Source organism: Weissella oryzae SG25 (genome assembly GCF_000691805.2).
Classification (GTDB): domain Bacteria; phylum Bacillota; class Bacilli; order Lactobacillales; family Lactobacillaceae; genus Weissella; species Weissella oryzae.
Genome location: NZ_DF820484.1, coordinates 220479 through 246803, shown reverse-complemented (window position 1 = coordinate 246803; position 26325 = coordinate 220479). Strand labels below are relative to the sequence as shown.

Genomic DNA, 26325 nt, shown 5'->3' with positions numbered 1-26325 from the left:
GATGGAAATTCAAGTAGGAAAAGAGTTACTGGACATTACACGGGTAAAGAATGAAGTAACTGTTGTACTAAATGCAAGCCAATACCGTGATATATCAGAAGCAATGCTAGACAGCTTGGTTTCTACTAATTCGACATTTATTGCAGGAAAAGGACAAATTAAAGATAGCCAACTTTATTTTGCGTATGAGCTACCAAAGGGTGCGGTGTCCTTGCACCACGCACTTGCAAAACAGAGTATGGTTGAGCGTTTACGGTTGGCCCAAAAGGCAATTAAGTTAGGGGATTATTTTAATAGTGATCTTATTCCAGTTTTGAATCCAATTAATTTATTTGTGGTAGCTGGTGACCTTAAGGTTGCGCATCGTGGTTGGCGTGACCTTTGGGTGCCAATGCAAAATAGTGATGTTGCAGATTTGGCCGCTTTGCGGGCCTTGGTAGCTTCAATTTTAAATTCAAAATTGACCTTTGAAGATGCAATGGGTGATGCAAAAGTTGTCCGTGATACATTCAGCCGGGCTATTTTGAATGCAGCTTCATTGGATGAATTGCGGACGTTGGTTGATAATCACTTACAGATTACATTAAACGAACAAGAAAGTTCTAAGGAGCTTGTTAAGAAAGCCACCTTTAAGCTATATAAGTATGGCTTTATGCTCGCAATTGCGGTTGTTGTGGCAGTTGGTAGTTATGCAGTTTATCAAGGGATTGAGGTGGGACCTAAACAAGAACGCGTAATCGCAAGTCAAGCCGATTTTATGACTAATGATTATGATGGGACAACTAAAACTCTAGAAAATGATCAACCTGAATCATTACCTAAATCAGCGCAGTATGTTTTGGCTGCTAGCTATGTCAATTTAGATTCTTTGACTTCAGCACAGAAAAAAATCGTTTTGAATAATCTTTCGCAACGTACAGAAACAAATATCTTGTTGTATTGGATATACCTAGGCCGTGGCGATTTTGATAAGGCTTTGAGTTTGGCGAAAAATGTCGGTGATGACCAATTGATTTTGCATGCCTATACCAAGCTTTACGATAGTACGCAGGCAAATACTAAGATGTCAGGAAATAAGAAGCAAGAATTGTTGGCTACGTATAAAGAACAGATTAACAAGTACGTTAAGCAGTTAGGGGGAAGCACTGATGGCGTTGAAAAGTAATGAGTCAGCAGCATTTCCTGATGTAGCTAATATTGATGATCAGATTCTTAGTAAGGCGGATGTTAAGTTAGATGTATTTTATCTAACCGATCACTTTGAACATGGTGAACTATCAAGAACGAAGCCAACCTATCAATTAAGCGATAATAACGTAATTGATATAAATGGCCAGCAATTGACTAGTGAGCTACCAATAAATGACTCTCTTTTAATTAAGGACCATACGGAACTTATAACAATCACGACGAACTTACCAAGTCAAACGATGACGGTTAATAGTGATGAACATGCAACGATTAAGACGGCGGCTGGCAATAGTATGGCGATTATTAGCAAAGATGCGCAAGGCTTGACCTTTAGCGTATATAGCCGTGGTGAGGCTGTGTTCGTGAATAACCAGCGCGTCGCTGAGCTGACAGGTGACTTTGTTGTTGGAACTCGTTTATTAGTGAATGGTATTTTAATCGAGCGAGCAAAAGACCAATTAAAACTGACTGGAATCTGGAATGATTTTGCCTTAGATGAAACGGAATTGCGTGAGACTAAGTACGAGCCAACTTATCCCGTTGAGTTTCCTGATTACCGTAGGTCGCCAAGAATTATATATACGAAGCCAACCAATGAGATTGCATTAGCATTACCTGAGGCAGAACAACCAGGTCAAAAGGGTGAGTTAATGCGCACAATTTTACCACCATTAGGAATGTTTGCAATGAGTGGTTTGATGGCGGTAATGTCTGGTCGTAACCCATTATTGTCATTGGGGATGGGAGGAGCTGGAATCTTCACGGCAGGTTTAACAAGCGCATCTTATTTTAAGAATAAGAAGCTTGATAAAATGGCCAAAGAGGATCGCCTTGACCGTTACCAGCACTACCTTTTGCAAAAATCAGTTGAGCTAAAAGAAGCTGCAAAAGTTCAAAGGCATGCCGAAGAGTACCAATACCCTGATATGGGTGAATTAGCCGAGTTAATTGAAAATTATGATTCGCGAATTTATGAAAAAACAGCTGACAATAAAGATTATTTAAACTTCTCTTTGGGTAAAGGAAATGTTGCCGCCTCTTATACAATTGACTTCAAGTTGGAAGGTGATCCAAAGGATGACTTAGAACGAAGTGCTTTGGATTTAGTTAGCCAGTATCGCCAATTAGATAATATGCCAATTAGTACTACATTACGTAATCAGACAGTCGGTTTGGTCGGTGTTTATCCGATTTTGAAGAACGCGGTTACAACGACTTTATTGCAAATTGCGACTTTCCATTCTTATCGCGATGTTCAGTTTATCGCCTTGGTGCCGGAACAAAGCTACGATAGCGATTGGGCTGATTGGCGCTGGTTACCTCATTTTCAAATGCAAGAATTGAATTTACGTGGAATCATTCATAACGCACAATCACGTGATATGGTCTTAGGCTCGTTTTACCAGTTGTTAAACAAGCGTCGTCAACTGGTACGGGAAGCTGGACGCGACTTACCGCAATTTGCAGTGCAATATGTCTTAGTAATCTTGGATAGTTCCTGGCTTGCTGGACACGGGCTAAATGAGTTTTTAGCTGAAGATATGAACCAATATGGTGTGTCAGTTATTTGGGGGAAGGAAGATCGGGCGATGTTACCAGAAACGGTAACAACTATGGTTGAATATACTTCAAATGCTGCGGCTGAGTTGATCACTGAAGATCAGAAATTACGTGAGATTAATTTCAAGCCATTGCAGTTACCAAAGAACACAACAGTTGGTGAATTGACTACGCGTCTGGCAAACCTAAAGCACGTTGAAGTTGAAAAAAATGCGATTCCAAAAGCAGTTACTTTCTTGGATATGTACAATGTTCGACGGATTGAGGAATTAAACATTGTTAGTCGCTGGGATAAGGCCGATACTAGTAAATCATTGGCCGTCCCCCTTGGTTTACGGGGGAAGGATGATGTAGTTGATTTGAACTTGCATGAACGCGCACATGGTCCGCATGGTCTGGTTGCGGGTACAACTGGTTCAGGAAAGTCGGAAACTTTACAAAGTTATATTTTGTCATTGGCCGTAAACTTTGCTCCTGAAGATGTTGGATTTTTGCCAATTGATTTTAAGGGTGGTGGAATGGTCAATTTGTTCCAAAATTTACCACACTTAATGGGGGCAATTACTAATCTGGATGGTGCCGCCTCGGCACGTGCGTTAGCCTCAATTCGTGCGGAATCACAAAAGCGTCAGGCCATGTTTAATCAGTTTGGCGTCAATAATATTACCAAATATGCAAAGCTTTATAAAAAGGGTAAGAACATCGCCAATGATGATCCTGATAAGCAAAAATACCCAACGGAGCCAATCCCGCATCTCTTTTTGATTTCGGATGAATTTGCCGAATTAAAGGCAAATGAGCCAGACTTTATGGCTGAATTAGTGTCAATTGCCCGTATTGGACGGTCGCTTGGAATTCATTTGATTTTGGCGACTCAGAAGCCATCAGGGGTGGTTGATGACCAAATTTGGTCTAATTCACGCTTTAAGTTGGCACTGAAAGTGCAGGATGTTCAAGATTCACAAGAAATTTTAAAAACACCGGATGCAGCTAGTATTGTCGAACCTGGACGAGCATATCTACAAGTTGGAAATAATGAAATTTACGAATTATTCCAAAGTGCTTGGTCAGGTGCAACTTATGACCCAGAAGCTGTTGTTGAAGATAAGGTCGATGAGCGGATATGGCTGGTTAATGATTTAGGCCAACGTCAGTTAATTGCGACAGACATGGATGAAGATGATGCCCAAACGGATGCAGCGGCGCTTAATAAGGCAGAGAAAGTCTCCCAACTTGAGGCAATTGTTGATTATATTGCTGACTTGGCTAAGGAGAATGCTGCAGCAATTCCAGAAAAGCCTTGGTTGCCACCATTGGGTGAACATCTTATCACGCCGGTCGCTGACTTCAAGCAGCATTGGTTGGATGGTGAACGGCAGTTAGCGGTACCATTTGGTGTAATGGACCTACCAGCAAAACAAGCGCAAGAGGTTTTGAACTTTGACTTAGAAGAAATGGGTCACACGGCGATCTTTGGTTCAGCTGGTTATGGTAAGACGATTGCGTTACAGACAATTATCATGAACTTAGCACGGGTAAATACGCCTGAACAAGTTCAGTTCAATTTGCTAGATTTTGGAACAAATGGTTTGTTCCCAGTTAAGAATTTACCGCATGTTGCTGATTTGGCACGTTTGGACGAAGAGGAAAAGGTTATCAAGTTTGCCAAGCGCATTCATGAAACTTTGGACGAACGAAAGGCAATGTTTGCACAGGATGGAGTTGCGAGTCTGTCACAGTATGAGAGTAAAACTGGTCAGCAGTTACCAGTTATTGTCACAGTTGTTGATGCCTATGATGCCTTACGGGAAAGTGATTTAGAAGATCGGCTTGAACCAATTTTCAATCAATTACTTCGTGAGGGTGCCAATGTAGGAATGTATTTCATCACAACGGCTCTGCGTGAAAATACCTTTAAGATTTCGATGATGTCGAATATGCCAAATCTACTAGTTTATTACTTAGTGGACGATACATCAGCGCGTAGCTTGATTGGTAATGACGCAATTCTACAACAAGAGATAATTGGAAGAGCGCAAATTAAGCTAGAGGAGCCAGTTGGTTATCAAACTTACTTACCGGCTGAGGGTGAAGCTGATTTGGAGCGTATGAACGCGATGGAGAATGAGATTAAGGCAATGGATGCAGCCTGGTCAGGTGACCGGCCAAGTGGTGTGCCAATGCTACCAACTGAGTTATCAGTTAGGGATTTCTATGCGCTACCGGCAGTTAAAAAGCAGTTAACCCTTGGTAATCTTCCAATGGGGATGGACGTTGAAACAACTGAAATTGTTGGTTATCAACCTGAGCAGGATGATTTCTTCTTAATTGTTAATGAGACGCCAACCCAGGCTGAGCTATTAACACCAATTGTCATTGAGGATTTGGCGCAATTACAAAGTGAGAACCAAGCGGAAGTATACATTTTTGATGCAGCTGATCAGTTTGCTGAAGATGACGCTAGGTTTACTCAGGTCTTGAAGGCTGACAAATTTAGTGAAGTTTTGCCAAACCTTGCAATGGCTGTTGATAATCGAATTATGCAAGCAGAGGGCAATTCATCAGCAATTTGGTACTTCCCTAGTTGGAAGGAGTTTACAATGCAGACGATGCCCTCAGAAGCCTTTTTCAATAAGATTATTAAACACGTTAAAGAGAGCAATATTCATTTAATTATTCAAGCAGAGAAGAGTGCTTTGGACTTTGATATGAATGAAGCTTCGAATTACTTGAAGCGCATTGTGCGGGCTGGTTTGGTTGGCTCAAAATTGAATGACCAAAAGTACGTTAAGGTTAAGTCCAACTTTAATGAGCCAGAGGTTCCAGAAGACCAGACGAACTACTTTAATGGACGACATACCTCACGGATTATGTTGCCCGGTGGTGAGCACTAGTTTTTTATGAGCTTACCATTCTGACAATAAAGGTGAAATATTAATGAATAATACAATTCAAGAAAATGTTGGCGAATTGACAGCTGATGAATTATACGTTTTGGAGATGTTCTATTTAATACAGAAAAATCCCCATGAGAAATTTGGTGTATCAGTTTCTATGAAAGAATTACTTATGGAAAAAAGTTATATAAATAGAACAAGGCATATAAATAAAATGCTGGTCTGGCCATATCGTGAAAGAAATTTATATGCAAAAAAATCAGGCGTCAATTTTTATCGAACAATTATTAAACATCTACTTCAGTATGGTTATATTGAAGTAGATAAACATAAAACAGATTTTAGTAAAATAGGATATAGTGAAGACAGTGAAATAGATATTAAGAATGTTGACCAAGAAAGAGTATTCTTTTACATTAGACGGCGAGGGCTTCTTGCAGTTGAACAAGAGCAGCAACGAAGAAATGCGGAGAATCAGGCAGAAGTCAATAATTCTAATGCAGCAAGACTTAATTCAATTATTACAATGGCAACCGTTGCAGGTGTGGTTGTTAGTGTGATAGCTATATTTTAAATTGCGTTTCTGTTCCACATGAAACATAAATACTGAGTGACCATTAAGAAATTTCTTAATGGTCATTTTTTTACTTAAAGCAAGCTATTAAAATTAGCTCATATATAATAAATGAATTAAATGGTATTACGTTAAAAGTATTGTTAGTTGGTCTTTAGAGTGCTGAGGCGAGTAATATTTTGAAATGGTGTATAGGGATAATACTATAATTCCAGAGAAAAGGTGGAAATTTTGGACTAAATGTAGTTTTGAGAAGTGAGTAAACTCAAAAGCCAGTGAGTTACACTTGAGGATGGTTAGTGATATAAATTAATATAACTGATATACTAAACGTTATAGAATATTAGGAATGGGATTATACAATTGTGAAGAAGAAAAAGTTGTTTAGTTTATTAATTGGGTTAGTAATATTAGTTGTAGTAGGGGGAGTATTGTATTTTTACATAAGCTCAAGACCTAAAGAAGTGGGAAGCAATCATTTAAATACTGATTATAAGCAACTAACTAGCAAACAAAAACTTACATTGGGTGCACTTGAGATGAGTTATCTAAAGCCCCAAGTGAATGATGCACAGGGTAAACATATAACATATGATACGGATATAACTAAAGAAAATAAGTATGTAGTGTTTAGTAAGGTGAGCTCATCTGAGTATACGATTAGTTCTGCTAAAATACGTTGGGACAAGGATAAGTTGTTTGTCTATATGATGAACGTAAAAACGTCAGACTATGAAGCGCCACATGTATACTCCCTTAAAAAGTTAGCAATTAAGTATGCTGATAGTAAGAAGTATCAAAATGCTAGCAAGGCTTTGGTTACGCAAGCACAGGAAATTAAATATACGAATAAGAAGGACGATGAGGATTTTGAAAAAGCGAGTGAGAAGCAGCAACTCGCTGTAATGCTTTATTATGCTTGGGCTTCAGATCATGATAAAGTTCCCATTTCAGGAGCAAATTTTGAAGTCTACCTTGGTAGTAACGGTTATATATACTTTACAAATGTTAATGATGGTTTGAGTAATTGGGCAGAACACACTTACCGATACGTTATAGGCAATGATGGTCAGTATACAATGCAATATGCGCAAGTTCCTGATGGCATGACTGCAGCTGAAACGACTATGAAGAATGTACAGTGGCAGACGATTATTAGTATGAGCGGTGGAATGATGTATGGTTCTTTTAAGGACGATTCACAAAAACTAATTTCTAAGATGAATATGGATTATAAGAATTTGAAGAACCCAGAAGAACGGTTTGAATCGCAATAAGAATGAGAAATCCGACTATTGATTTAGTCGGATTTTTTATTTTTCTAGCGCTGTAATGGAGAGGATAGGTAAATCTATGGTAGGAGGTTTTGAACTAGGATAAGCGAGGTTTTAGATTGAAGTTATGTGGTTATGGCAGGATATTTTAATTATTGTACAGAGCATTAGAAATATCATGGTTTTAAGGAGCTAAGAATAAAATTTGAAATAGATGGACTAAGAGAGTTACCCAGTTTTATTTGTGAATTAGTATTTGAAACTTGAGGGTTTCATGTGGAACAATGTTTCAAATTTTGTAAGTTATTTTAGTGAGTTAGGAAATTAATGTTTTGGAAGATGGAGTGACCTTTTATTTTTGACTAAGAATAAATATAAAGGGAGATGGCGTAATTCATTACGATGTTAACAACTGTTATTTTTGTAAAAACAATAATTAAAACATTTTTTAAAGTGATTCAATTATTCTCTTTGTATTCCAATTGAATAAATTTAGCTGACATGATATTATATCTAAAGTGAGTTAGTTAAATGATGAGCAAATAATGAAGAATTGGTTTTTAACAAGAGGGGAAATAATGGCACAAATTTCAGTAACACCGGAGACGTTGATTCAACAAGCAAAGGTTTATACACAGGCACGGGACCAAATTGAAGCAGCCAAGCAACAAGTTAAGTCAATGAATGACCAAATTGCTTCCGAATGGCAAGGACAAGCTTTCCAGTCATATTTGCAACAATATGCACAATTGGAAAAGCAAGTTAATCAGTTTGAAGAATTGCTATCGAATATTAATCAACAGTTGAATCAATACGCACAAACAGTTCAAGAGCGTGACCAACAAGACGCTAAGAGTTTTGGATTTTAAAATTTGATAAAAAGGCGATGGGTTATGGATGAATTCATCGCCTTTTTTAAGCGGGGGTAAAAATGGGACAGAGTGAACTAGATAAGGTTAAAGAAGCTGCTAATAAGGCAATTAACTCCAAGGTAGCTAATTTCCGTAAGGAATATGACAGTAAGATGGGACAACATAAACAAATTGCTCAAAAGTTAGAACGGCTGAAAGATGCTAAACGTTTAGCTGAGCGTGAAATGTCCGAGTTAAACAGTTTTAAATCGAAGGTGAACCGAGAAGTTAAGAAAACTGCACAAGGGAGTTTTAAAGGGTCTCGACGAAAAAAGTTTGAACAAAGCAGTGAGCAAATTATTAAGGCCGTTAAGAGCGAATATGATAAGAATCAGGACGAAATTAATGCTTTAAATCGTAAAATTGCTAAGTTGGAATTTGAAGAGTCAAGCGTTGGTGGAGCAATGGCGGAGATTAATGCAACAATTAGCGGACTTATGGCAGCGATTAAATAAATGGGGATATTTAAATGGCAAAAATAAAATTTTCGCATGGTGAATGGACTAAATTGGTCAATACTGCAAAGGCCCAAGCAACAGCGGTACCAACTATTTCAGGTACCAGTACAGGAAGCACTAACCTTCAGCGTTTTAAAAAATTTGAGGATATTCAAAATAAGGTAAACAGTGTTGTTAAAGCAACGCAGGAAGTGGCAAGTAACGATACTGCGAAGATGTTATCTGTTGGTCAAAATGTGGTGGATTTTGATGGTAAAGCAGCTGCTAACATTGCTAAGAATGCAACACATATTAAGGGGAGAGGATAATGGAAGAACATATTGAACCAAATAAGGTTATTGAGACGGTTTTAAAAGCAGACGAAATTATTGCACCGTTGGTGGATGATAGTTTAATAACATTAGCAATGAGTTTAGGTATTAATCAAGCAGTGTTTAAGGATATTTATCAGGTAATCCGTAAACGAGGTGAAGTTTTTTCACACCAAGTTATGATGGGGCCTTTAGTTAAGGCTGATTTTGATTGGGTAACGGGGAACGTAGATTTACAAGTTGGACCATACAGAAAGTCCCTGATTTTTAATCAGTTGTTGCGTTTAATGGGATTAATTGATTCTGTGTATAGCCCAGTTCATCCACTAGGAACGGTTTTAAAGTTAAACCGCGAAATGTTACCTGATAAGTGGCAAGAGATGGTTTCAGATCAAGAAGAAGTTTTAGTGATGGTCACTGGACGTAAGCAAGATTTACCAGGAGTATATGCAAATTATTTGTTTGATTATATTACGGTGATTTGGCCATTGGGAGCATTACCAGAAGTTGAGCCAATTGGTGTATCAAATATGATGATTGAGAACGTGGTTTCCCCTGGTTACACCAATGAATTAGAAAAAGAAATGGAAGAGAAGATTTTAAAGGCGTCACAATTAGCCAATCAACAGGTGTCTTCAGCTTTTATGCCTGACGAGGTTGCTCGAGAATACCTAGCAGAGATTGTTGAGCTAAGTCAGCAATCTGAGGGGGAGTAAAATGGGCTTCCATATCAATATGAAAGAGATATCTGAGAATCTCAATCATTTGCAAAATTCAGCGAAAAAACAAGCAGATGCGGCTGATAAAGCGAGTAAAGGTTTTCAAAATATTGTTAATACAAATGCTTTTGAAGGCGCAACAGGTGAAGCGGTAAAGAATAATGCAGCTAATGTGCATGTACCTCTACAAAAAGCTATTAAGGATATGGATACAATTTTGGTCCAAGATTATCAACAGACAATTCTAGCTTTCCAAAGCATGGTAAAAGAAACTGATGAAAATGCTATCTTAGATGAGGATATTCTCCAAGACTTGAGTCGTGACTTAGAAAAATTAATTGACGAAAATAACCAAATTAGTAAGAAATTTGCACAGATTTATCATGGCGTAGATGACATTGTTTCCTTGAAGAATCCATCAACAACAGATTTTAATCATGCAATTAGAGAATCAAAAAAAGTATTAACTGATACAATTCAATCAGTTCATCAATTTGATGCAGCGGGCAAGGCTAGTACAGTTGAGGAAATAGCTAATAGAGCGAAAATGGAGCTAGCAGCTTCTAAATCAGTTGCGGGATTGGCGTATTCAGATGCAAAGTTGCAGGCAACGTTTAAAAATAATGAATTTGCAACGGAAATTAATCAAATTGATAAACAAATAATTGCTAGTGAAAAAGCCGCAAGAAAAAGGGCAATTGAAGAACAGAAGCGGCGTCGAGCGCAGTGGGGTAAACGTCACCCGGTTACTAGTTGGTTAGAAGAAAAGGCCGCTGGCATCGGTAACTGGTGGGATAAGAATATTGTTAAGAATACAAAAGACTTAAAGGTACCGTGGCTACTTGGTGGTGTTAAGGGAAGTATGCTTGAATTAGAAGGGATGATTGGGGCAGCCGGTAAGTTAGTATCCTCTGTGGCAATTGGTGCTTCGCAGGCTTTACAAGCTAGTTTTGAGGTTGCAGAAATTGGCATAACTTTTGCGGCGGGTCAGAAACAACGTCAATGGGAGCTTGATGACCAAACGGGTGCATTAAATAATTTTGTAGCGGCTGGAGAACACGCAATCAGTTGGTTGGCTAGCAATACGGAACCTTTGCAAATAATTCGACCTGTGCTACCTGAGAATATGCAAAATCTTCTAAAAACAGCTAATAAAATATCTTCGAATGATTTAAAATCAGTAAAAAATTATTTTGGTGATATGGCAAATTCTGTTTTGAAAGGTGACAATTATAAGATAGGTGGCTATGTTTTTGATATTGGTAGCTTGTTTGTCGGTGCTGGTGAGTTGAAGGTTGGACTTAAGGGCGCTGAACTTGGAGAAGGTGCAGCTAAAGCTGAAAAAATCATTGAAATTGGTAGGGAGCACTTATCGACTGCGGAGCGATTTAGTACAAGTGATTTAATTGACTATGCAACAGGAATTGATAAATTAAATATTCGTCAGGAAGATATCGATGCGTTAGTTGAATTTACTACCCATAACGAGAGTGCAGATACTACATTATTGGGGAAGTTCAAAGCTAAAGATGTGAATTCATATGAACAGATAGCATATACTAATGGAATGACATATTTTGATGCCGGTGATGATGGATGGAAGGCAATGGAGGGAATTGGTGATAGAGTTCCATTTCAAGTTAATCACCAGTTTCTAGTGGATCAGGTTAATGAAGGTAAAAATATTATTTTAAATGATAGTCCTTATATTGAGTTTGAAAATTATAGTGTGACTGGTGAAGAGACATCTTACTACAAAGAAATAACTTTCTTGGAAAGTAATGGTTATAAAATAGAAGAATTTGATGGTCATTGGAAGGCGGTAAAACAATAATGGAAAACTACTTACCAGTAAGGGACAGTGTAGGCTATATTAATTTGAAGCAAGCAATGAATAATGTATTCCTTATCAATTTAGATGAGATAGCTATTCGCGAGTCAAACTATGAAAATTTCTCTTTTGAATTACCTGGTTTTGGGAAAAATGTACGTATTGGAATTACTGCTACGGCAAAAAATCAGCAGTTCAATGCTGGCTCAGGTGGAATATTATCTATTATGGTTGAAAACCCAAGCTATCCACAGGATTCTATTATGCCGATTACGCCATTTTATAATTTAGTTGAGGAGGATTTAAGAGAAAAAGTAGAATATGCTTTTGGGAAAAATTCAAAAGAATTAGAAACTGCATTGGAAATATTTAAAGAATTATATCTTCAGTAAAATGCACTATTAGCAACGAAATAATTTATCCAAATAGGTAAGGCGATGATTTGTACTGTTGCCATAGAGATTGTAAATATCCTAATAAAGAATGATGAATAATGAAATTTGGCTTTCAATAATAGGACTAATATTGGTTATAGCTATCAGTATGTACATTCGAAGATTCATAAATTAAGAGATAATATAACAAAACCATACTTTCGGGTATGGTTTTTCTGTTTGCCGACAAAGCAGAAGTAGTAATAGTAATTCATAAGACAATATTTTGATACTTACATTAAAATGAATTTATGTCAATCGATTGACAGTTAATTTTTTACGACTATAATTTAAATTAATGAAAGCGCTTTTATTTATAGAGGTATTTAACCAACATCATTCAAGCATATAAAGAAGGGGGAATAGAATGCTTAATCATAAGGCCCTTGATCGGTCTAATACTATGTCATTAGGTCACTCAATTTATTATTTCATTTTGTCTCTATTATTAAACTCATTTGGTAATGTATTAACAATAGTGACAAGTCAGAAGATGCATCCTTCGATATTGGGATCAGCATACTGGACCGCTACTCAATCAGGGTTTAATAAAGCCGTATTTAACGGATCAACTAGCATGTTAGGTTGGACTTTCTTTGGATTCGGCGTTCTGACTGCACTACTGAACGTTATATTACAAGGACATTTTGACTGGAAAAATTTTTTTGGGAATCTCGCATTTATGGTTCCATTCTCAATGTTAATCAGTTTCTTCGCTACTGAATTTTCAGGTTTATTTCCAGATGTTCATAATTTACTTGGTGGTGCCAGCTATACATTGTTAAATTTCATTGGGGTGTTTTTTATAGCTGTAGCTATTTCGATTTATCAAAGAGTTAATTTAGTCCTTCATCCTGCTGATGATCTTATGCAAATCCTTCGTTTTAAATACTTTAAAGGAAATGCAATCATTGCGATGTGGGTATCATATATACCACCTACAATTATTGGCTTAATTGCAATAATTATTTATCCAGATTTCACTAATTACGGCTTAGGAACAATATTTGCATTCATCTTCCAGGGTGGAATCACTGGTTGGGCAGATAGTCATATAATTCCGAGTCTAAAACACCAACGAATCAATTAGGAGAAAAAGTATGTTAAAAAATGATTTTGACGGTTTACAACACATCGGCATTCCAACCTTAAACCTCAATGAAGTAGAAAAGTTTTGGGAGAAACTTGGCTTTACTAAAATTGGAGACTTTCCAAGCGGAAAAGTCATTTTCATGGAAAAGGACCATCTAGTAATTGAAACATGGCAATTAGACAATATTGTTGATGCTGCTGGAGCTATTAATCACATTTCGTTAAACGTTAAAGACATAGACCAGGCTTTCTTAGATGCTAAAAAAGAGGGCTTTTCGATGATTGACAATGAAATTCAATTATTACCGTTTTGGGAGAATGGCATTAAGTATTTCAATATTCGCGGTCCTGAAGGCGTTATTATCGAATTCTGTGAAATCTTATAATAAGAGGGAGAAAATATTATGTTAATTGGTAGTGTTGAAGCAGGTGGTACAAAATTCATTTGTGCTGTTGGAAACGAAGATTACAGAGTTTTGGATAAAGTATCAATTCCAACAACTAATTCAGAAGAAACCTTAGAAAAAGTTATTGATTACTTCAAGCAGTTTGACCTAGATGCAATCGGTATTGCGTCATTTGGACCAATTGAGATACGCAAAAACTCAAAGAAATATGGATTTATCACAAATACGCCAAAACCGGGTTGGAAAGACGTTGACTTCGTTGGAACGCTAAAGAAACATTTTGATGTACCTATCACTTGGACAACCGATGTAAACGGTTCTGCGTATGGAGAATATGTTATGTCTACATTGGCTAATGAAAAGACCAATTCTTTAGTTTATTACACTATCGGTACAGGTGTTGGGGCTGGCGCTGTTGTAAACGGAGACTTCGTTGGATCACTTGGACATCCTGAGATGGGCCATGTTTTTGTAAAAAGACATCCTGATGATTTGAATTTTAAGGGAATTTGTCCTTTCCATGATGATTGTCTTGAAGGACTGGTAGCCGGTCCCACATTTGAAGCACGATTAGGAAAAAAAGGTGCTGATGTTACACTCGATGATCATGTTTGGGATATTATGGCATGGTATATCGCTCAGGCAGCTATGCAGACGACATTAATTATTCGCCCTGATAAAATTGTTTTTGGAGGTGGGGTTATCAATGATACATTGATGAGTAAAATTCGTAATCAATTTAAGAAAATGATGAATGGATATATTGATATTCCAAACCTAAATCAGTACTTGACCCGTCCATTAATTAAAGACAATGGCTCAGCGAATTTAGGGAATTTTGCATTGGCATACCAAGAATTAAAAGCATAATAGTACAAACCCTTAGACCTAAACCGTAAGGTTATTATCTAAGGGTTTTTTGTGTAAAATATAATGTATGGAGGAATTAATCATGCCAACACCAAAATTAGAGGACGTTGCGAGACATGCTGGCGTCTCGAAAACGACCGTATCCAGAGTCCTAAATAATCGAGGTTATTTGAGCCAAAAAACAATTGATAACGTAAACTTAGCAATAAGTGAATTAGGATATCACCCAAATATTGTTGCTCGGCAATTGTTAAAAACTAAAACAAACTTAATTGGCATTTTATTGCCGACGATATCTGATCCTTTTTTTGGTGAATTGGCGAGTTTGTTAGAAAAGAAATTGTATAAAAAAGGCTATAAAGTGATAATTGGAAACTCAACCAATGATGCTAGTAAGGAAATTGATTACCTTAATCAATTACTAAGTAAACAAGTGGACGGATTAATAGTTGGAACCCATAATCAGAATATAGCTGAGTATAGGCAGCAAAATTTACCAATAGTTGCGATCGACAGAATTATCAACGATGATATACCTATTATCGAGTCAGATAATTACAAAGGCGGAGTGCTAGCGACTGAACGATTGATTGACCAGGGAGCAAAAAATATAGTCCATACAAATGTTTCTCAAAAAGAAAGTCCTATGCAAAAACGGCGTCTAGGTTATGAATCCGTGATGGAAGCAAACAATCTTGACGGAAAAACATATATTATAGATTTTGATATACCAATTACAAAGAAATTGGATTTATTGGATCAAATATTTGAAGAAAATCCAAATATTGATGCCATATTCGCAGGTAATGATACAGATGCGGCCTTTGCCATGCAAGTTGCTCAAACCCGAGGTTTATCTATTCCTAATGACTTATTGATAATTGGTTATGATGGTACAGAATTGATACGCAATGTATTGCCACAATTAACGACAATAATACAGCCATTAGATAATATGACTGATCTTGCAGTTGATATACTTGAAGCTCGTATGAGTGGCAAGCAAACCAAGAAAGAGTACATCCATCCGATTACTATCTGGGAAGGTACAACGGATAAACCGGACTATAATTTGAATTAAAAAAATTCCTTCCGATTGTCAAAGTGCTCCTATATTAAAAATATGGTCCGATTTAATTCGCGTTTGTCGATCTTATTTTTTGGGGGATTACGTCCATCTGAAATTTTTGATTTGTAATTTTAAATATATATTTTAATAAGGTATTTAGGTTACAAAAACTAAGAGCAGTGCCCTATTTTTATTTGGAGGGTAAAAGATGCATGCAGTAAAGATTAATACTAATCAAGATGGTTTAGTTAGCGTGGAGCAGGTTGATTGGAGTCTCAATAGTGGGGTGAAACAGATTTAACAAGCAGTAAATGTAAATAATGTAGATGTAATGGCGCTTCGTCAGTCAAAAACAGGTCAACGTGGAGTCAAATCTGTGGATGGATGATGAAGCGTTTTTTAGTGCGCGGGTGTGGCGGTTGATTTGGTGTGGAATTGAAGTTGGAACAGTGGCCGGGAATAACTTTCTAGTGTTGGCAGTTGATAAGATAAAAGTCCTAGTATCGCAAAATGAGAAGGAACCAGCACATCCATTATCTAGTGGAGTACGAAGCTCAGGGCTACCTTGGCAGTTAGACACAATTGAAGCAACTGGACTATATGAGAAAATCGTAAAGCAGAGGGCTACTGCAAAGATCAGAATGGAGATAGCGACTAAATAAATATATTGCTATCTAATCGGATGAAAAACGGGAACTACACCATAAAGTCAGCCCCTGTAAGAGTCAAGACACCCCCTTTTTATATATTTCTCGGGGAAACTGTAACGGGAATCTTAAATAGAACTACAAACATTTAACTGTGTATAAATATGTGAATCTCTCGGCATTCTGTGGATAACAAAAAGCCCCACAATAAGCTTTGATTGTGGGGCTCTAATATAAAATTAAGCATGGACTGTAACATGAAAGTGAGCAGTTACTTGTGATAGGGACTATGTGCGTTAATCATAAAGGCCCGATAGATTTGCTCACTTAGGACAAGCCGCATTAGTTGATGGGGAAGTGTAAAACGCCCAAAACTAATTTGTGTGTCCGCACGGCTCAAAACTTCAGGTGCTAAGCCGAGCGAGCCGCCAATAATAAAGGTAAGGTCGGAATCACCACGGATAGTTAATTCACTGATTTCAGCGGCTAACTCTTCACTAGAGCGCTCTGCCCCTTTGATTGCCAAGGCAAATACATACTCACGGTCTTTAACCTTGCTTAGAATTCGTTCACCTTCTTTTTGCATAACTTGCTGCATCTGGGCAGTCGATAGTTGCTCAGGTGCGCGTTCATCTGGCACCTCGATGATTTCAAACTTAGCAAATTTAGACATACGCTTACTATATTCAGCAATACCATCCTTAAGGTACTTTTCTTTAAGTTTACCAACACCGATTATTTTGATATTCATAAATTAGCTTACTCCAATTTAAATAGTTTTATAGATTCTTAATCAAGTTTAACATTTGTGGATAAGTTGTTAAATGGAATTTATCCACAATATGCTAATAAAGTTTTTAACTAGGTTAAATGCCTATTTTAAAGGGTTTTTGCGTTATGAAAAAGGAGAAAAAGAAGTTTTATCCACAACTTATAAAAATATTGTGGATAAGTTTGAAGGGTTGATTACTTAGTATTTGTCCACATTACACACAGAGTTATCCACAATATCTTGTGGACATTAATTTAGTTGTCCACATTGAACGTTGCCTGTAAATCGTTAATATCCACATTATATTAAAGGTGGCGACGTAAAAAGTTCGCTTCTATGATGTTATAACCACGTTAAAGCTTAATTAAAAAGGAAAAAATTAAAAAAATACGAATGAAAAATGCATTAAATGTGATAAATTAGCTTTTAAAGCTTAAATCAACCAGTTTAAACTTAATTAGGGGTTGAATACCTGATATGGCGGGCTTTGTACTTTGCAACTGGTTATTAACAGGTTATCAACAGGAAGAGTTATCCCGTTAATAAAGGCTTTTGGTGAAAAAGTCGTGCTTTTATCCACAAGTTATCCACAAGGATATCGTTGATATGGGGTAATTATCCACATAAGTAGGTGGATAAGTGGCAAAATGTACTTTTTAAGGAAAAGTAAAAGGTCAGCTGATTGATAATAACCTAATCTTGTTAATTTCATCAAAAGAGTAGGCGGTTTCTCTGCTTTAATTAGTAAATCCAGGTAAAATTTAAGTGAGATTAGATTAGCTAGAAAGGGAAGTGACAGAATGACAAACCCAAGATTAATAGCAAGCGATTTAGATGGGACTTTTTTAACAGTCAATAAAAGTTACAATCATCAACGTTTTCAACGAATTCTAAATAAGATGCGGGAGGTAGACGCTCATTTCATAATTGCGACTGGCCGAGACATGATTAATGTAAATAAATTATTTAAAGATTTTATTGGTCAGGTAGATTTAGTAGTTGATAACGGTGCCTTAGTGCAAAATGCGGCGGGTGACACTCTAAAAGAGGCTTTTTTATCGAAAAGTGAATTAAAACATGCAATGGATGTAGTTGAACAAATGCCGTTTCGGCCAAAGATTGGGGCGGCTTTCGCAAGTCGGCATAAACTGTATATGTTACAAGATCAGGCGCGTATAAACTGGCCACATACGTTGCAATTACGCTTAGCAGGTTTTGAACTAGAAATAATCAAGTCAATCGATGAATTGCCGGACGAAATTTTAAAATTTACGATTGCTTTTCGACCAGAAGATACAAAACAATTTATCGAGCAGACCCGAAGTGTGATTAAAAATCAAGGACACGTTACTACGTCCGGCTATGGATCGGTTGATATTGTTGGTCCAGGCGTTAATAAAGCTAGTGGATTGGCTGTTTTGGCTAAATACTATGGCTTAACATTGGAGGAGGATTTAGCCGCCTTTGGCGATGGTTTAAATGATTACGAGATGCTAAGTGCCGCAGGGTTTCCTCGGGCAATGCCAAACGGTGATGCGTATTTATTAGATGGAAAATTTGAGCAAGCATTGACTGATAATGAGCATGAGGGTGTTTTTAAAACAATAGAAACCCTTTGGTACTAGGCTTTACATAATGTTTTGTATATTTATACAAAATCTCTCGGGGCAATGCTAATATCGCCTGAAAAATTTCACAAACTTTGTTCGCGTTACAAATGGAACAAGTAAGACTAGTTTTAGTATTTCAACAGAAAAATAAAGAACCCATACTAGGTATGGGTTCTTTTGTTTATAGTTGGTCCATAGCGGTATTTAGCAACTGGTCGACCATGATGTTACCAGCGCTACTGGCATGTCCTTTAACCCAAATGAAGGCTAAGCGGTCAGCTTGGGCTGTTACAAGGGTAAAGATTTTTTGCCAACTTGCTAAATTGGCGATTGGGCCAGAAGCTTTTTTCCAACCGGCCCGCTGCCAGTTGTACATCCAGTTAGTTACTGTATCAAGGACATATTTCGAATCACTAACGATGGTGAATGGTTCTGTGAACTTCTCAGCGGCTTCTAGAGCGTGTAGAAGGGCTTGGACTTCCATATCATTATTAGTTCGACCTAAGTAAGCCTGGCTATCAGTATAAAGCGGCTGTGTGAGGTTTGGACCTTGGTAAATAGCAATCGCCCATGCAGCCTTGTCAGTTGGTTTAACGTGACCACCAGCATGATTACCCGTATTACGATTACCACCGTCGGTAAAAATATAGTAGCGCTGTGGTTCAGCCGTAAAAGCACCATCATAAACAGTTGTGTATTGTCGGTGCCTCAAATTTTGGCTTGCCTTTTCTTGATCAAACCAAATTTGGGCACTGGCCTTTGAATCAAAACCCTTAAATTTGGGGGCTGGTCGTGTTTTAGTTAATGGTTGAACTTTAGACCACGGTTGAGTATAAAGTCCTTCATATTGGTTGCCAATTATAGCGTATGTTTTCATTTTATTTACTCCATTTTTTCTTAGGATAACTCATTAAAATAATTTTGCGACGGGTAAATGATTTTTAGCGATTGATATTAAGCAGCTTGCGATTTTGATAAGTGCAAGTGCTGTTACAGTTAGAGTTAGTATTAAAAATTTTTATGTTTATGTACAAGATGTGGAAATACCAATCGGTCGGCATTCTGAATAATGTAACCCTGGCAGAGGAAGGAGAAGAGCGTTCCGATATTTAAGGCAACTAGTTGGCGGGTAATCAGCCAGATACTTAAAGAAATTAACATTGGGAAAGCGAAATTAACGAGTTGCGCAATTTTTGCGTCACCATGAAAATATTTAAAACGGGTAACAACAACTAAATCATCTAAAGGATGCAGGACGAACTGTAAACGTTGGGTAATTGAAACGCCAATGCCGACGGAGATAATTGCGATAAAATCAAGCGTAATTCTGATCCAAAGTGGGGCAGTCATTAGGCCGAAATTAGTGAAGATTTGGGCAATTTGACCAATGATTTCGCTAAACAGCACCACGAAAATCATATTACCAATTAAACGGCGCCAGTCGAATTGGCGTAAAATAATAAGTGTTGCAATGGCAGCTAGTAAACCATAAGCCAAAAGAATATCGGCGATTGAGATATGGAGCGCTAAAGCTAAGTTAGCAGCGGAGGCCGTCCATGGGGCAGAGCCCATATTCGTTGCAACAGTAAAACCATTGCCAAGAGCGTTAAAAAGTAACCCGGCAGCAAAATAGAAGAGCGTTTCAAAGGTTGTTAGTGGTCTTTTTCCTTGGTTCGTTTCATACATTAGACTGGTTGCTCCCTTAAAAGCAGTAATGGCTTAAGTCTAGCAAAATATTTGGGCAATGACAGCATTCCTTAAAAAAATTCATGTTTACTTTAAATGACTATGGTACTATAAGGTTCAATTAATTGGGGGAGGTGAAGAGATGTTAATACTCGCAGAAAGTATGCCAGTATGGCTGAATAATATAACGGCTTCAGGTAGTATGTTTTCGTTTTCAGTCTTATTAATTCTGTTTTTATTGATTTTCATTGAGACGGCCGGTATTTTTGTTGGTTTTATTCCTGGTGACACAATTTTGTTGGCATTGGGGTCATTCGCAGGTGAAAGCCATAACTTTGGTCATTACTTACTGGGTGCTTTTATCCTGGGCGCGGCTTCTTTGGCTGGTGATGCGGTTAATTATTACTTTGGTGCTTTCCTCTTACGGCAGTTTAGTCGGATTAAATGGATTGATAAACACATTAATGGGGCAACGATGGGGCGGCTACGTGATGGTTTTCATCATCGCCGTTGGCTATTGTTTATTGTTGTTGGTCGCTTCGTGCCATTTATTCGAACTTTAGTACCTTTATTGGCACACGAATTAGGCTTGGCCTTTGTAAACTATATTCGTTATGCAGCCTTTGCTAGTTTCTTATGGTCCTTCTCAATAGTAGGAATTGGTTATTTCTTTGGTCATCTAAATTTACCAGGGGGCGGAATTTGGTGGGTACTAGGCACAATCTTACTGATTATGCTGATCCTACTACGGCAAGCCAGGGTACGTGAATGGATTATTCGACTATTTCTACATAAAGATGATAAATAATAGCTGGATAATTGCCTAAAATTGAATATAAAAATAAATGTTCGGATTTTACTGTTTTTGAAAGCGGTTTTATTCGAATTTTTTAGTTTTTTATGGATAAATGATTGAATTAACCAAGTGATGGTGGCATAATTTCTTAGTTGTGAAAAATTTGAATAAATTATTTAAGGAGTTCTGTTAATGATAGAACGTTACTTTGACTTGAGGGGGAACAAGACGTCAGTACGGACAGAGTTTGTGGCAGGTCTAACAACCTTTGTTTCGATGGCATATATCTTGTTTGTCAATCCAAGTGTCCTAGGCGCTGCCGGTATGGAGAAAGGGGCCGTCTTTGTCGCAACTGGTTTAATAGCTGCAATTGCGACGATTTTTATGGGTGTTTATGCGAAATATCCGTTTGCAATCGCACCAGGATTAGGCATCAACGCATTCTTTGCTTATTCAGTTGTAATTGGCATGGGAATTCGCTGGCAAACAGCATTATCAGGTGTTTTTGTGGCTGGGGTTATTTTTTACATTTTGACCGTTACAAAAATCCGCGAAAAGATTATCAATGCAATCCCGGCTGATTTAAAATCCGCAATTGCGGGTGGAATTGGGCTCTTTATTGCCATGATTGGTTTGGTTGATGGTGGTGTGATTACTGCCAATAAGTCAACGATTATCGGTTTGGGGAATCTTGCTTCGCCAGCAGCTTTGCTAACAATTTTTGGAATTTTAGTGACCTTGTCTTTGTTTGCCCGTAATTTACCAGGTGCAATCTTTATTGGATTATTGGTTACTGCTTTGACGGGAATTGCAACTGGCTTTATTCCTTTGCCACATCAATTAATTTCAACTGTACCAAGCTTAAAGCCAACTTTTGGTCAAGCCTTCATTGGTCTAAAGGACGTCTGGACGCCGCAAATGGTGCCAGTTATTCTGACTTTCCTCTTGGTGGCTTTCTTTGATACCGCTGGGTCATTGATTGGAATTGCCAAGCAAGCTGGTTTCTTGGTTAATAATGAGTTGCCACGCGCTGGTCGGACTTTGATGGCTGATTCAATTGGAATGTTGGGTGGTGCAATTTTAGGAACTTCACCAACAACGGCTTTCATTGAATCATCAACTGGAATCGCTATGGGTGGCCGGACAGGATTAACTTCAGTCTTTACCGGACTATTCTTCATTCTATCGTTATTCTTTTCACCATTGTTGACGGTTGTAACCTCACAAGTTACTGCACCAGCCTTGGTAGTTGTTGGAATTTTGATGGCTAGTAACCTTGCAGACATTAATTGGCAAAATTTCCCAATTGCATCTGCAGCTTTCATCACGATTTTAGCGATGCCACTAACATATTCGATTTCAGATGGAATTTCATTAGGTTTCATTATCTATCCAATTATGATGATTGTTACTGGTAAGGCTAAGAAAGTGCACCCGATTATGTATGTCTTAGCGACAGTCTTTATTCTCTTTATGGTAATTTTACAAATTGGAACTAAATAAACAGTTATCAACCGATTGAACTGGGTAACCAGTTTAATCGGTTTTTTATTGTAATTTAAAGCTCAAGGGAAAGAAGATTATTTTTACTTTGAAAGCGATAACATTGGCCAATAGAAAAACGTTTTAATTCTGATAAAATGGCATTGGTCAAAACATCAAACATTTATGCGAATTTGCATAAATGTTCACCTTAAAACGCAAAAATGACTTGAAACAGCTTAAATGAAACTTGAACGTTGGGTAAAAAACGTATAATATACAAGTCGTAATAAAAATCATTCGTTTTATGGAGTTGGGAAAATGATAAAAAAGGTAGTTTCCGTCGGCGTAGTAGCTTTGACAGTTGCATCAGCACTGTCAGTTGTTGCCCCCGCAACCGCATCTGCTGCAACTAAGAAAGTTTCTCTAAAGGAATTAAACGTGCAGTTTGTTCCTTCATCACAAGCAGATACCATTGAAGCTAAGGCTAAGCCCCTAGAAGGCTTACTTTCAAAGCAACTCGGTATTCCGGTACATGTGACAGTCTCTACTGATTACAATACTGTCGTTGAGGCGATGGGTTCAAAGAAAGTTGACATGGGCTTCTTGCCACCTGATCCCTATGTTCAAGCACACCAACAATATGGTGCAAAAGTTATTTTGCAGTCAGAACGTTATGGTTTAACAGATAACAACACTGGTGATAGTACAACCAAGTTGGTCAACTATTACCGGGCAGAAATTTTGGTCAAGAAGGATTCACCAATCAAGTCAGTTAAAGACTTGAAGGGTAAGAAGATTGCGGTTCAAGATCCAACTTCCGATGCAGGGTACATGTTCCCCGTTGTTGACCTAAATAAAAAAGGGATGAATGTCGTAAAGAATTCTGACTTAGTAACCGTTAAGGGTCATGACCAAGGTGTTATTTCAGTTCTTGATGGTGATACGGATGCTGCTTTCGTCTTTGACGATGCCCGTAACTTGGTTAAGAAAGACAATCCAGACGTCTTTAAGGACACACGTGTCTTGGCTTACACTGCTAAGATTCCTAATGATACAATCGCTTTGCGTAAGGGAATCTCAAGCAAGGATACTAAGACAATTCAAAACGCCATGGTCAAAATTTCTAAGACCAAGGACGGTAAGGACATCATGAATAATGTTTATTCATGGGCTGGTGTAGCAAAGTCAAAGGATTCAAACTTTGATATTGTCCGTAAGTATCAATCTGAATTACAAAATGTTAAGTAAGCCCTTGAGCTTGATTTAATTAAATTGGTAATTAACGCCACTGGGTATTTAATGACCAGGTGGCGTTTTGTACATAATGGGATGGAAATATGACTAAGACGGTAGGAAACATCAAAATTGCGCATGTCTCAAAAGTTTATACAAACGGCACAATTGGGCTAGATGGTATTAATCTCGAAATTCCTTCAGGAGAATTTTTAGTAATTGTTGGACTTTCAGGGGCGGGTAAAAGTACGCTTTTACGCGCAATTAATCGGCTTCATGATGTTACAACAGGTTCAATTGAAATTGATGGCGAAGACATAACCAAGGCGCGTGGTAAGGGGTTGCGTCTACTACGTCGCAACATTGCGATGATTTTTCAAAATTTTAATTTGGTGAAACGCGCGAGTGTCGCCCGCAACGTTCTAGCAGGCCGAGTGGGTTATTATTCAACCTTCCGTTCAACATTTGGTCTGTTTTCTAAGGGTGATCGTGAAATGGCGGCCCAAAATTTAAAACGGGTTAATATGATTGAAAAATACTATACACGAGCTGATGAGTTATCAGGTGGTCAGCAGCAGCGGGTGGCAATTGCTCGGGCGATGATGCAAGCACCGAAAGTAGTCTTGGCTGATGAACCAATTGCTTCACTTGACCCGAAGACGACTGAGATGGTTATGGATGACCTCAAGCGCTTAAATCAGGAGCTAGGACTAACGGTAATTGTTAATCTACATTCAGTTCCCCTTGCAATGCAATATGCGGACCGCATCATTGGATTGCGCGCTGGAAAGTTAGTTTATGATAAGCCAATCAGTGAGGTTACTGAAGCAGATTTCACTGGTATCTATGCTGAACTAGGAGATAAATAATGGATAGTAGTCTACCAAAGCAGCAACCATTTGCTCGTTGGCATCTTAAGAGCCTCTTTATCGTCTTGATTATATTAGCGCTATTAATTGGCTCAGCAATCAATACACAGGCTGGTGCTGAATTTTCTTGGGATCAGTTTGGTGCTTTATGGGTGAAAATGGCTCAACCAGATTGGACCTATTTTTCAGCAATTATAGGGCCAATTTTACAAACAATTCAGATGGCAATTGTTGGTACCGTATTGGGAGCAATCATCTCTGTGCCTTTTGCTTTATTAGCAGCCAGCAATATTATAAAGAGTCGAGTTATTCGACAAGTTGTTCGTTTCTTCTTGAATTTAGTACGGGCCTTGCCTGATTTACTACTCGCAGCCTTGTTTGTTGCGGTTGTAGGAATTGGCCCAATGGCTGGTGTGGGCGCTTTAACAATCTTTTCATTTGGAATGATGTCAAAGCTGTTCTATGAAGCAATCGAAACCATTGATGAGGGGCCAATTGAAGCCTTAACGGCGGCTGGCGCTAATTCGTGGCAAGTAATTGTCTTTGCGATTATGCCACAAGTTCTGAATAGTTTTACATCATACTTTTTGTACACCTTAGAAATCAACGTTCGTGCTTCAACGGTGTTGGGATACCTAGGTGCTGGTGGTGTCGGGCTATACCTACAAGTAACCTTGTCGATGTTCCGTTATGATCGAACAGCGGTCGTAATTATTGCAATTTTGATTGTTGTTGTGCTGGTTGATACAATTTCTAATCGTTTACGGGAGGCATTGGGATAATGAGTAAAGTCGAACGTACAATTTGGCAACGTAGTCGTACCTGGTTAATCAGCTTGATAGCGCTGGTTATCTTAATTTGGGCTTTTGCAGGTATTCCATTAGCTGGTGTAAAACCAACTGCTGCGCAAATTTTTTCTTCAATCGTGAATGGTTTGTTTCATCCACAGTGGTCATATTTTTACACTGGTGATGGCGAAGATCTTTTTTCAGCTTTAATTCAGACCCTAGCAATTGCCTTTCTAGGAACATTTATCTCGGCAATCATTGCTGTACCCTTTGCCTTTTGGGCAGCGAAGACGGTACGGGGCTGGTGGACGCCCCGCTCAACAAGCGGTAAGTTTATCCTGACCGCTATCCGTGTTTTCCCAGAAATTGTTTTAGCGATTATGTTTATTAAGGCCGTTGGACCAGGACCCTATGCAGGTGTTTTAGCCTTAGGGATTCACTCAGTCGGCATGCTGGGTAAGTTGTTTGCAGAAGCAGTTGAAAACATTGACCGTGGACCAAATGAAGCAATTATTGCCGCTGGTGGTTCGGCCTTAGATGGGCTGACTTTAGCAACCTTACCAACTGTTTTGCCAGAGTTTATGAACTACACTTTATACCGGTTTGAGATTTCAGTCCGTTCAGCCTCAATTCTAGGTTTGGTTGGCGCTGGTGGTGTGGGAGCACCATTAATCTTTGCACTTGAAACACGTAATTGGTCACAAGTGGGGATGATTTTGATTGGAATTATCGTAATGGTAACTTTGATTGATACGATTTCAGGAAATATTCGTAAGCGTTTAATCTAATATGTTTCACGTGAAACATAAAAGGACTGACAAGTGTTGTAACACATTGTCAG

The 26325-nt window shown here is 38.1% G+C and carries 25 protein-coding genes; 22 read left to right on the top strand and 3 right to left on the bottom strand.

The features are described from left to right. Position 1 precedes the first annotated feature (1 nt). The 15 genes from essB to TT13_RS01235 all read left to right on the top strand — a co-directional run bounded on the left by essB (position 2) and on the right by TT13_RS01235 (position 16260). Complete coding sequence (essB, locus tag TT13_RS01305) at positions 2 to 1165, top strand: type VII secretion protein EssB (protein ID WP_052348502.1); 1164 nt, start codon at positions 2 to 4, stop codon at positions 1163 to 1165. Beyond that, a complete protein-coding gene (gene essC, locus TT13_RS01300) occupies positions 1149 to 5645 on the top strand; it encodes a type VII secretion protein EssC (protein WP_027698299.1) in 4497 nt (1498 codons plus the stop codon). The genes essB and essC overlap by 17 nt, the downstream gene beginning before the upstream one ends. 43 nt (positions 5646 to 5688) lie before the next feature. Continuing rightward, complete coding sequence (locus TT13_RS01295; protein ID WP_027698298.1) at positions 5689 to 6222, top strand: hypothetical protein; 534 nt, start codon at positions 5689 to 5691, stop codon at positions 6220 to 6222. A 539-nt stretch (positions 6223 to 6761) separates the two neighbouring features. Beyond that, a complete protein-coding gene (locus TT13_RS01290) occupies positions 6762 to 7499 on the top strand; it encodes a hypothetical protein (protein WP_145912320.1) in 738 nt (245 codons plus the stop codon). A gap of 575 nt (positions 7500 to 8074) precedes the next feature. Continuing rightward, positions 8075 to 8365, top strand: a complete 291-nt coding sequence (locus TT13_RS01285) for a WXG100 family type VII secretion target (protein ID WP_027698270.1) — start codon at positions 8075 to 8077, stop codon at positions 8363 to 8365. Positions 8366 to 8427: 62 nt separating this feature from the next. Continuing rightward, complete coding sequence (locus TT13_RS01280; protein WP_027698296.1) at positions 8428 to 8862, top strand: DUF5082 family protein; 435 nt, start codon at positions 8428 to 8430, stop codon at positions 8860 to 8862. A gap of 14 nt (positions 8863 to 8876) precedes the next feature. Beyond that, entirely contained in the window at positions 8877 to 9173 is a 297-nt protein-coding gene (locus TT13_RS01275) for a hypothetical protein (protein WP_045476306.1), read from the top strand. Further along, positions 9173 to 9892: a DUF4176 domain-containing protein gene (locus tag TT13_RS01270; RefSeq protein ID WP_027698295.1), complete on the top strand. Its 720-nt coding sequence runs from the start codon at positions 9173 to 9175 to the stop codon at positions 9890 to 9892. Before TT13_RS01275 ends, TT13_RS01270 begins: the two co-directional genes overlap by 1 nt. 1 nt (position 9893) lies before the next feature. Next, a complete protein-coding gene (locus tag TT13_RS01265; RefSeq protein ID WP_052348501.1) occupies positions 9894 to 11729 on the top strand; it encodes a T7SS effector LXG polymorphic toxin in 1836 nt (611 codons plus the stop codon). Further along, positions 11729 to 12118: a hypothetical protein gene (locus TT13_RS01260; protein ID WP_052348500.1), complete on the top strand. Its 390-nt coding sequence runs from the start codon at positions 11729 to 11731 to the stop codon at positions 12116 to 12118. Before TT13_RS01265 ends, TT13_RS01260 begins: the two co-directional genes overlap by 1 nt. A 409-nt stretch (positions 12119 to 12527) precedes the next feature. Further along, on the top strand, positions 12528 to 13250 hold the full coding sequence (locus tag TT13_RS01255; protein ID WP_027698292.1) for a DUF6198 family protein: 723 nt from the start codon (positions 12528 to 12530) through the stop codon (positions 13248 to 13250). A 10-nt stretch (positions 13251 to 13260) separates the two neighbouring features. Next, positions 13261 to 13638, top strand: a complete 378-nt coding sequence (locus TT13_RS01250) for a VOC family protein (protein ID WP_027698291.1) — start codon at positions 13261 to 13263, stop codon at positions 13636 to 13638. Positions 13639 to 13656: 18 nt separating this feature from the next. Next, positions 13657 to 14529: a fructokinase ScrK gene (gene scrK / locus TT13_RS01245; RefSeq protein ID WP_027698290.1), complete on the top strand. Its 873-nt coding sequence runs from the start codon at positions 13657 to 13659 to the stop codon at positions 14527 to 14529. Positions 14530 to 14611: 82 nt separating this feature from the next. Continuing rightward, positions 14612 to 15610 carry a LacI family DNA-binding transcriptional regulator gene (locus TT13_RS01240; protein ID WP_045476304.1) on the top strand — a complete coding sequence of 333 codons (999 nt, stop codon included), beginning with the start codon at positions 14612 to 14614 and terminating at the stop codon, positions 15608 to 15610. Positions 15611 to 15978: 368 nt separating this feature from the next. Next, positions 15979 to 16260, top strand: a complete 282-nt coding sequence (locus TT13_RS01235; RefSeq protein ID WP_027698288.1) for a hypothetical protein — start codon at positions 15979 to 15981, stop codon at positions 16258 to 16260. A gap of 256 nt (positions 16261 to 16516) precedes the next feature. On the opposite strand, the gene rlmH is transcribed toward TT13_RS01235, so the two are convergent. Beyond that, on the bottom strand, positions 16517 to 16996 hold the full coding sequence (gene rlmH, locus TT13_RS01230; protein ID WP_027698287.1) for a 23S rRNA (pseudouridine(1915)-N(3))-methyltransferase RlmH: 480 nt from the start codon (positions 16994 to 16996) through the stop codon (positions 16517 to 16519). Between the two features lie 821 nt (positions 16997 to 17817). Between rlmH and TT13_RS01225 the strand changes: the two genes are divergently transcribed. Next, positions 17818 to 18642: an HAD hydrolase family protein gene (locus tag TT13_RS01225; protein WP_027698286.1), complete on the top strand. Its 825-nt coding sequence runs from the start codon at positions 17818 to 17820 to the stop codon at positions 18640 to 18642. 166 nt (positions 18643 to 18808) lie between these two features. Here TT13_RS01225 and TT13_RS01220 read toward each other — a convergent pair whose 3' ends face one another. Both TT13_RS01220 and TT13_RS01215 read right to left on the bottom strand, forming a co-directional pair. Then, the gene (locus TT13_RS01220) at positions 18809 to 19504 is read right to left on the bottom strand and encodes a ribonuclease H family protein (RefSeq protein WP_027698285.1); all 696 of its coding nucleotides are present in this window, start codon (positions 19502 to 19504) and stop codon (positions 18809 to 18811) included. Between the two features lie 131 nt (positions 19505 to 19635). Then, positions 19636 to 20313 carry a DUF6198 family protein gene (locus TT13_RS01215; protein ID WP_027698284.1) on the bottom strand — a complete coding sequence of 226 codons (678 nt, stop codon included), beginning with the start codon at positions 20311 to 20313 and terminating at the stop codon, positions 19636 to 19638. 142 nt (positions 20314 to 20455) lie between these two features. Here TT13_RS01215 and TT13_RS01210 point away from each other — a divergent pair, with 142 nt between their 5' ends. The 6 genes from TT13_RS01210 to phnE (TT13_RS01185) all read left to right on the top strand — a co-directional run bounded on the left by TT13_RS01210 (position 20456) and on the right by phnE (TT13_RS01185) (position 26272). Beyond that, entirely contained in the window at positions 20456 to 21121 is a 666-nt protein-coding gene (locus TT13_RS01210; protein ID WP_027698283.1) for a DedA family protein, read from the top strand. Positions 21122 to 21301: 180 nt separating this feature from the next. Then, positions 21302 to 22612, top strand: coding sequence for an NCS2 family permease (locus tag TT13_RS01205; RefSeq protein WP_045476301.1), 1311 nt, complete (start codon positions 21302 to 21304; stop codon positions 22610 to 22612). Positions 22613 to 22912: 300 nt separating this feature from the next. Continuing rightward, positions 22913 to 23842: a phosphate/phosphite/phosphonate ABC transporter substrate-binding protein gene (locus tag TT13_RS01200; protein WP_027698281.1), complete on the top strand. Its 930-nt coding sequence runs from the start codon at positions 22913 to 22915 to the stop codon at positions 23840 to 23842. Between the two features lie 89 nt (positions 23843 to 23931). Then, positions 23932 to 24696 carry a phosphonate ABC transporter ATP-binding protein gene (gene phnC, locus TT13_RS01195; protein ID WP_027698280.1) on the top strand — a complete coding sequence of 255 codons (765 nt, stop codon included), beginning with the start codon at positions 23932 to 23934 and terminating at the stop codon, positions 24694 to 24696. After that, positions 24696 to 25478 (top strand): phosphonate ABC transporter, permease protein PhnE, encoded by a 783-nt coding sequence (gene phnE, locus TT13_RS01190; RefSeq protein ID WP_027698279.1) that lies wholly within the window; start codon positions 24696 to 24698, stop codon positions 25476 to 25478. The genes phnC and phnE (TT13_RS01190) overlap by 1 nt, the downstream gene beginning before the upstream one ends. Continuing rightward, complete coding sequence (gene phnE, locus TT13_RS01185; protein WP_027698278.1) at positions 25478 to 26272, top strand: phosphonate ABC transporter, permease protein PhnE; 795 nt, start codon at positions 25478 to 25480, stop codon at positions 26270 to 26272. The genes phnE (TT13_RS01190) and phnE (TT13_RS01185) overlap by 1 nt, the downstream gene beginning before the upstream one ends. The last annotated feature ends 53 nt before the right edge of the window (positions 26273 to 26325 follow it).

Excerpts from the sequence above, each read along its gene's own strand:
- essB (WP_052348502.1), top strand. The coding sequence starts at position 2 with ATGGAAATTCAAGTAGGAAAAGAGTTACTGGACATTACACGGGTAAAG.
- essC (WP_027698299.1), top strand. The coding sequence starts at position 1,149 with ATGGCGTTGAAAAGTAATGAGTCAGCAGCATTTCCTGATGTAGCTAAT.
- TT13_RS01295 (WP_027698298.1), top strand. The coding sequence starts at position 5,689 with ATGAATAATACAATTCAAGAAAATGTTGGCGAATTGACAGCTGATGAA.
- TT13_RS01290 (WP_145912320.1), top strand. The coding sequence starts at position 6,762 with ATGAGTTATCTAAAGCCCCAAGTGAATGATGCACAGGGTAAACATATA.
- TT13_RS01285 (WP_027698270.1), top strand. The coding sequence starts at position 8,075 with ATGGCACAAATTTCAGTAACACCGGAGACGTTGATTCAACAAGCAAAG.
- TT13_RS01280 (WP_027698296.1), top strand. The coding sequence starts at position 8,428 with ATGGGACAGAGTGAACTAGATAAGGTTAAAGAAGCTGCTAATAAGGCA.
- TT13_RS01275 (WP_045476306.1), top strand. The coding sequence starts at position 8,877 with ATGGCAAAAATAAAATTTTCGCATGGTGAATGGACTAAATTGGTCAAT.
- TT13_RS01270 (WP_027698295.1), top strand. The coding sequence starts at position 9,173 with ATGGAAGAACATATTGAACCAAATAAGGTTATTGAGACGGTTTTAAAA.
- TT13_RS01265 (WP_052348501.1), top strand. The coding sequence starts at position 9,894 with ATGGGCTTCCATATCAATATGAAAGAGATATCTGAGAATCTCAATCAT.
- TT13_RS01260 (WP_052348500.1), top strand. The coding sequence starts at position 11,729 with ATGGAAAACTACTTACCAGTAAGGGACAGTGTAGGCTATATTAATTTG.
- TT13_RS01255 (WP_027698292.1), top strand. The coding sequence starts at position 12,528 with ATGCTTAATCATAAGGCCCTTGATCGGTCTAATACTATGTCATTAGGT.
- TT13_RS01250 (WP_027698291.1), top strand. The coding sequence starts at position 13,261 with ATGTTAAAAAATGATTTTGACGGTTTACAACACATCGGCATTCCAACC.
- scrK (WP_027698290.1), top strand. The coding sequence starts at position 13,657 with ATGTTAATTGGTAGTGTTGAAGCAGGTGGTACAAAATTCATTTGTGCT.
- TT13_RS01240 (WP_045476304.1), top strand. The coding sequence starts at position 14,612 with ATGCCAACACCAAAATTAGAGGACGTTGCGAGACATGCTGGCGTCTCG.
- TT13_RS01235 (WP_027698288.1), top strand. The coding sequence starts at position 15,979 with ATGGATGATGAAGCGTTTTTTAGTGCGCGGGTGTGGCGGTTGATTTGG.
- rlmH (WP_027698287.1), bottom strand. The coding sequence starts at position 16,996 with ATGAATATCAAAATAATCGGTGTTGGTAAACTTAAAGAAAAGTACCTT.
- TT13_RS01225 (WP_027698286.1), top strand. The coding sequence starts at position 17,818 with ATGACAAACCCAAGATTAATAGCAAGCGATTTAGATGGGACTTTTTTA.
- TT13_RS01220 (WP_027698285.1), bottom strand. The coding sequence starts at position 19,504 with ATGAAAACATACGCTATAATTGGCAACCAATATGAAGGACTTTATACT.
- TT13_RS01215 (WP_027698284.1), bottom strand. The coding sequence starts at position 20,313 with ATGTATGAAACGAACCAAGGAAAAAGACCACTAACAACCTTTGAAACG.
- TT13_RS01210 (WP_027698283.1), top strand. The coding sequence starts at position 20,456 with ATGTTAATACTCGCAGAAAGTATGCCAGTATGGCTGAATAATATAACG.
- TT13_RS01205 (WP_045476301.1), top strand. The coding sequence starts at position 21,302 with ATGATAGAACGTTACTTTGACTTGAGGGGGAACAAGACGTCAGTACGG.
- TT13_RS01200 (WP_027698281.1), top strand. The coding sequence starts at position 22,913 with ATGATAAAAAAGGTAGTTTCCGTCGGCGTAGTAGCTTTGACAGTTGCA.
- phnC (WP_027698280.1), top strand. The coding sequence starts at position 23,932 with ATGACTAAGACGGTAGGAAACATCAAAATTGCGCATGTCTCAAAAGTT.
- phnE (WP_027698279.1), top strand. The coding sequence starts at position 24,696 with ATGGATAGTAGTCTACCAAAGCAGCAACCATTTGCTCGTTGGCATCTT.
- phnE (WP_027698278.1), top strand. The coding sequence starts at position 25,478 with ATGAGTAAAGTCGAACGTACAATTTGGCAACGTAGTCGTACCTGGTTA.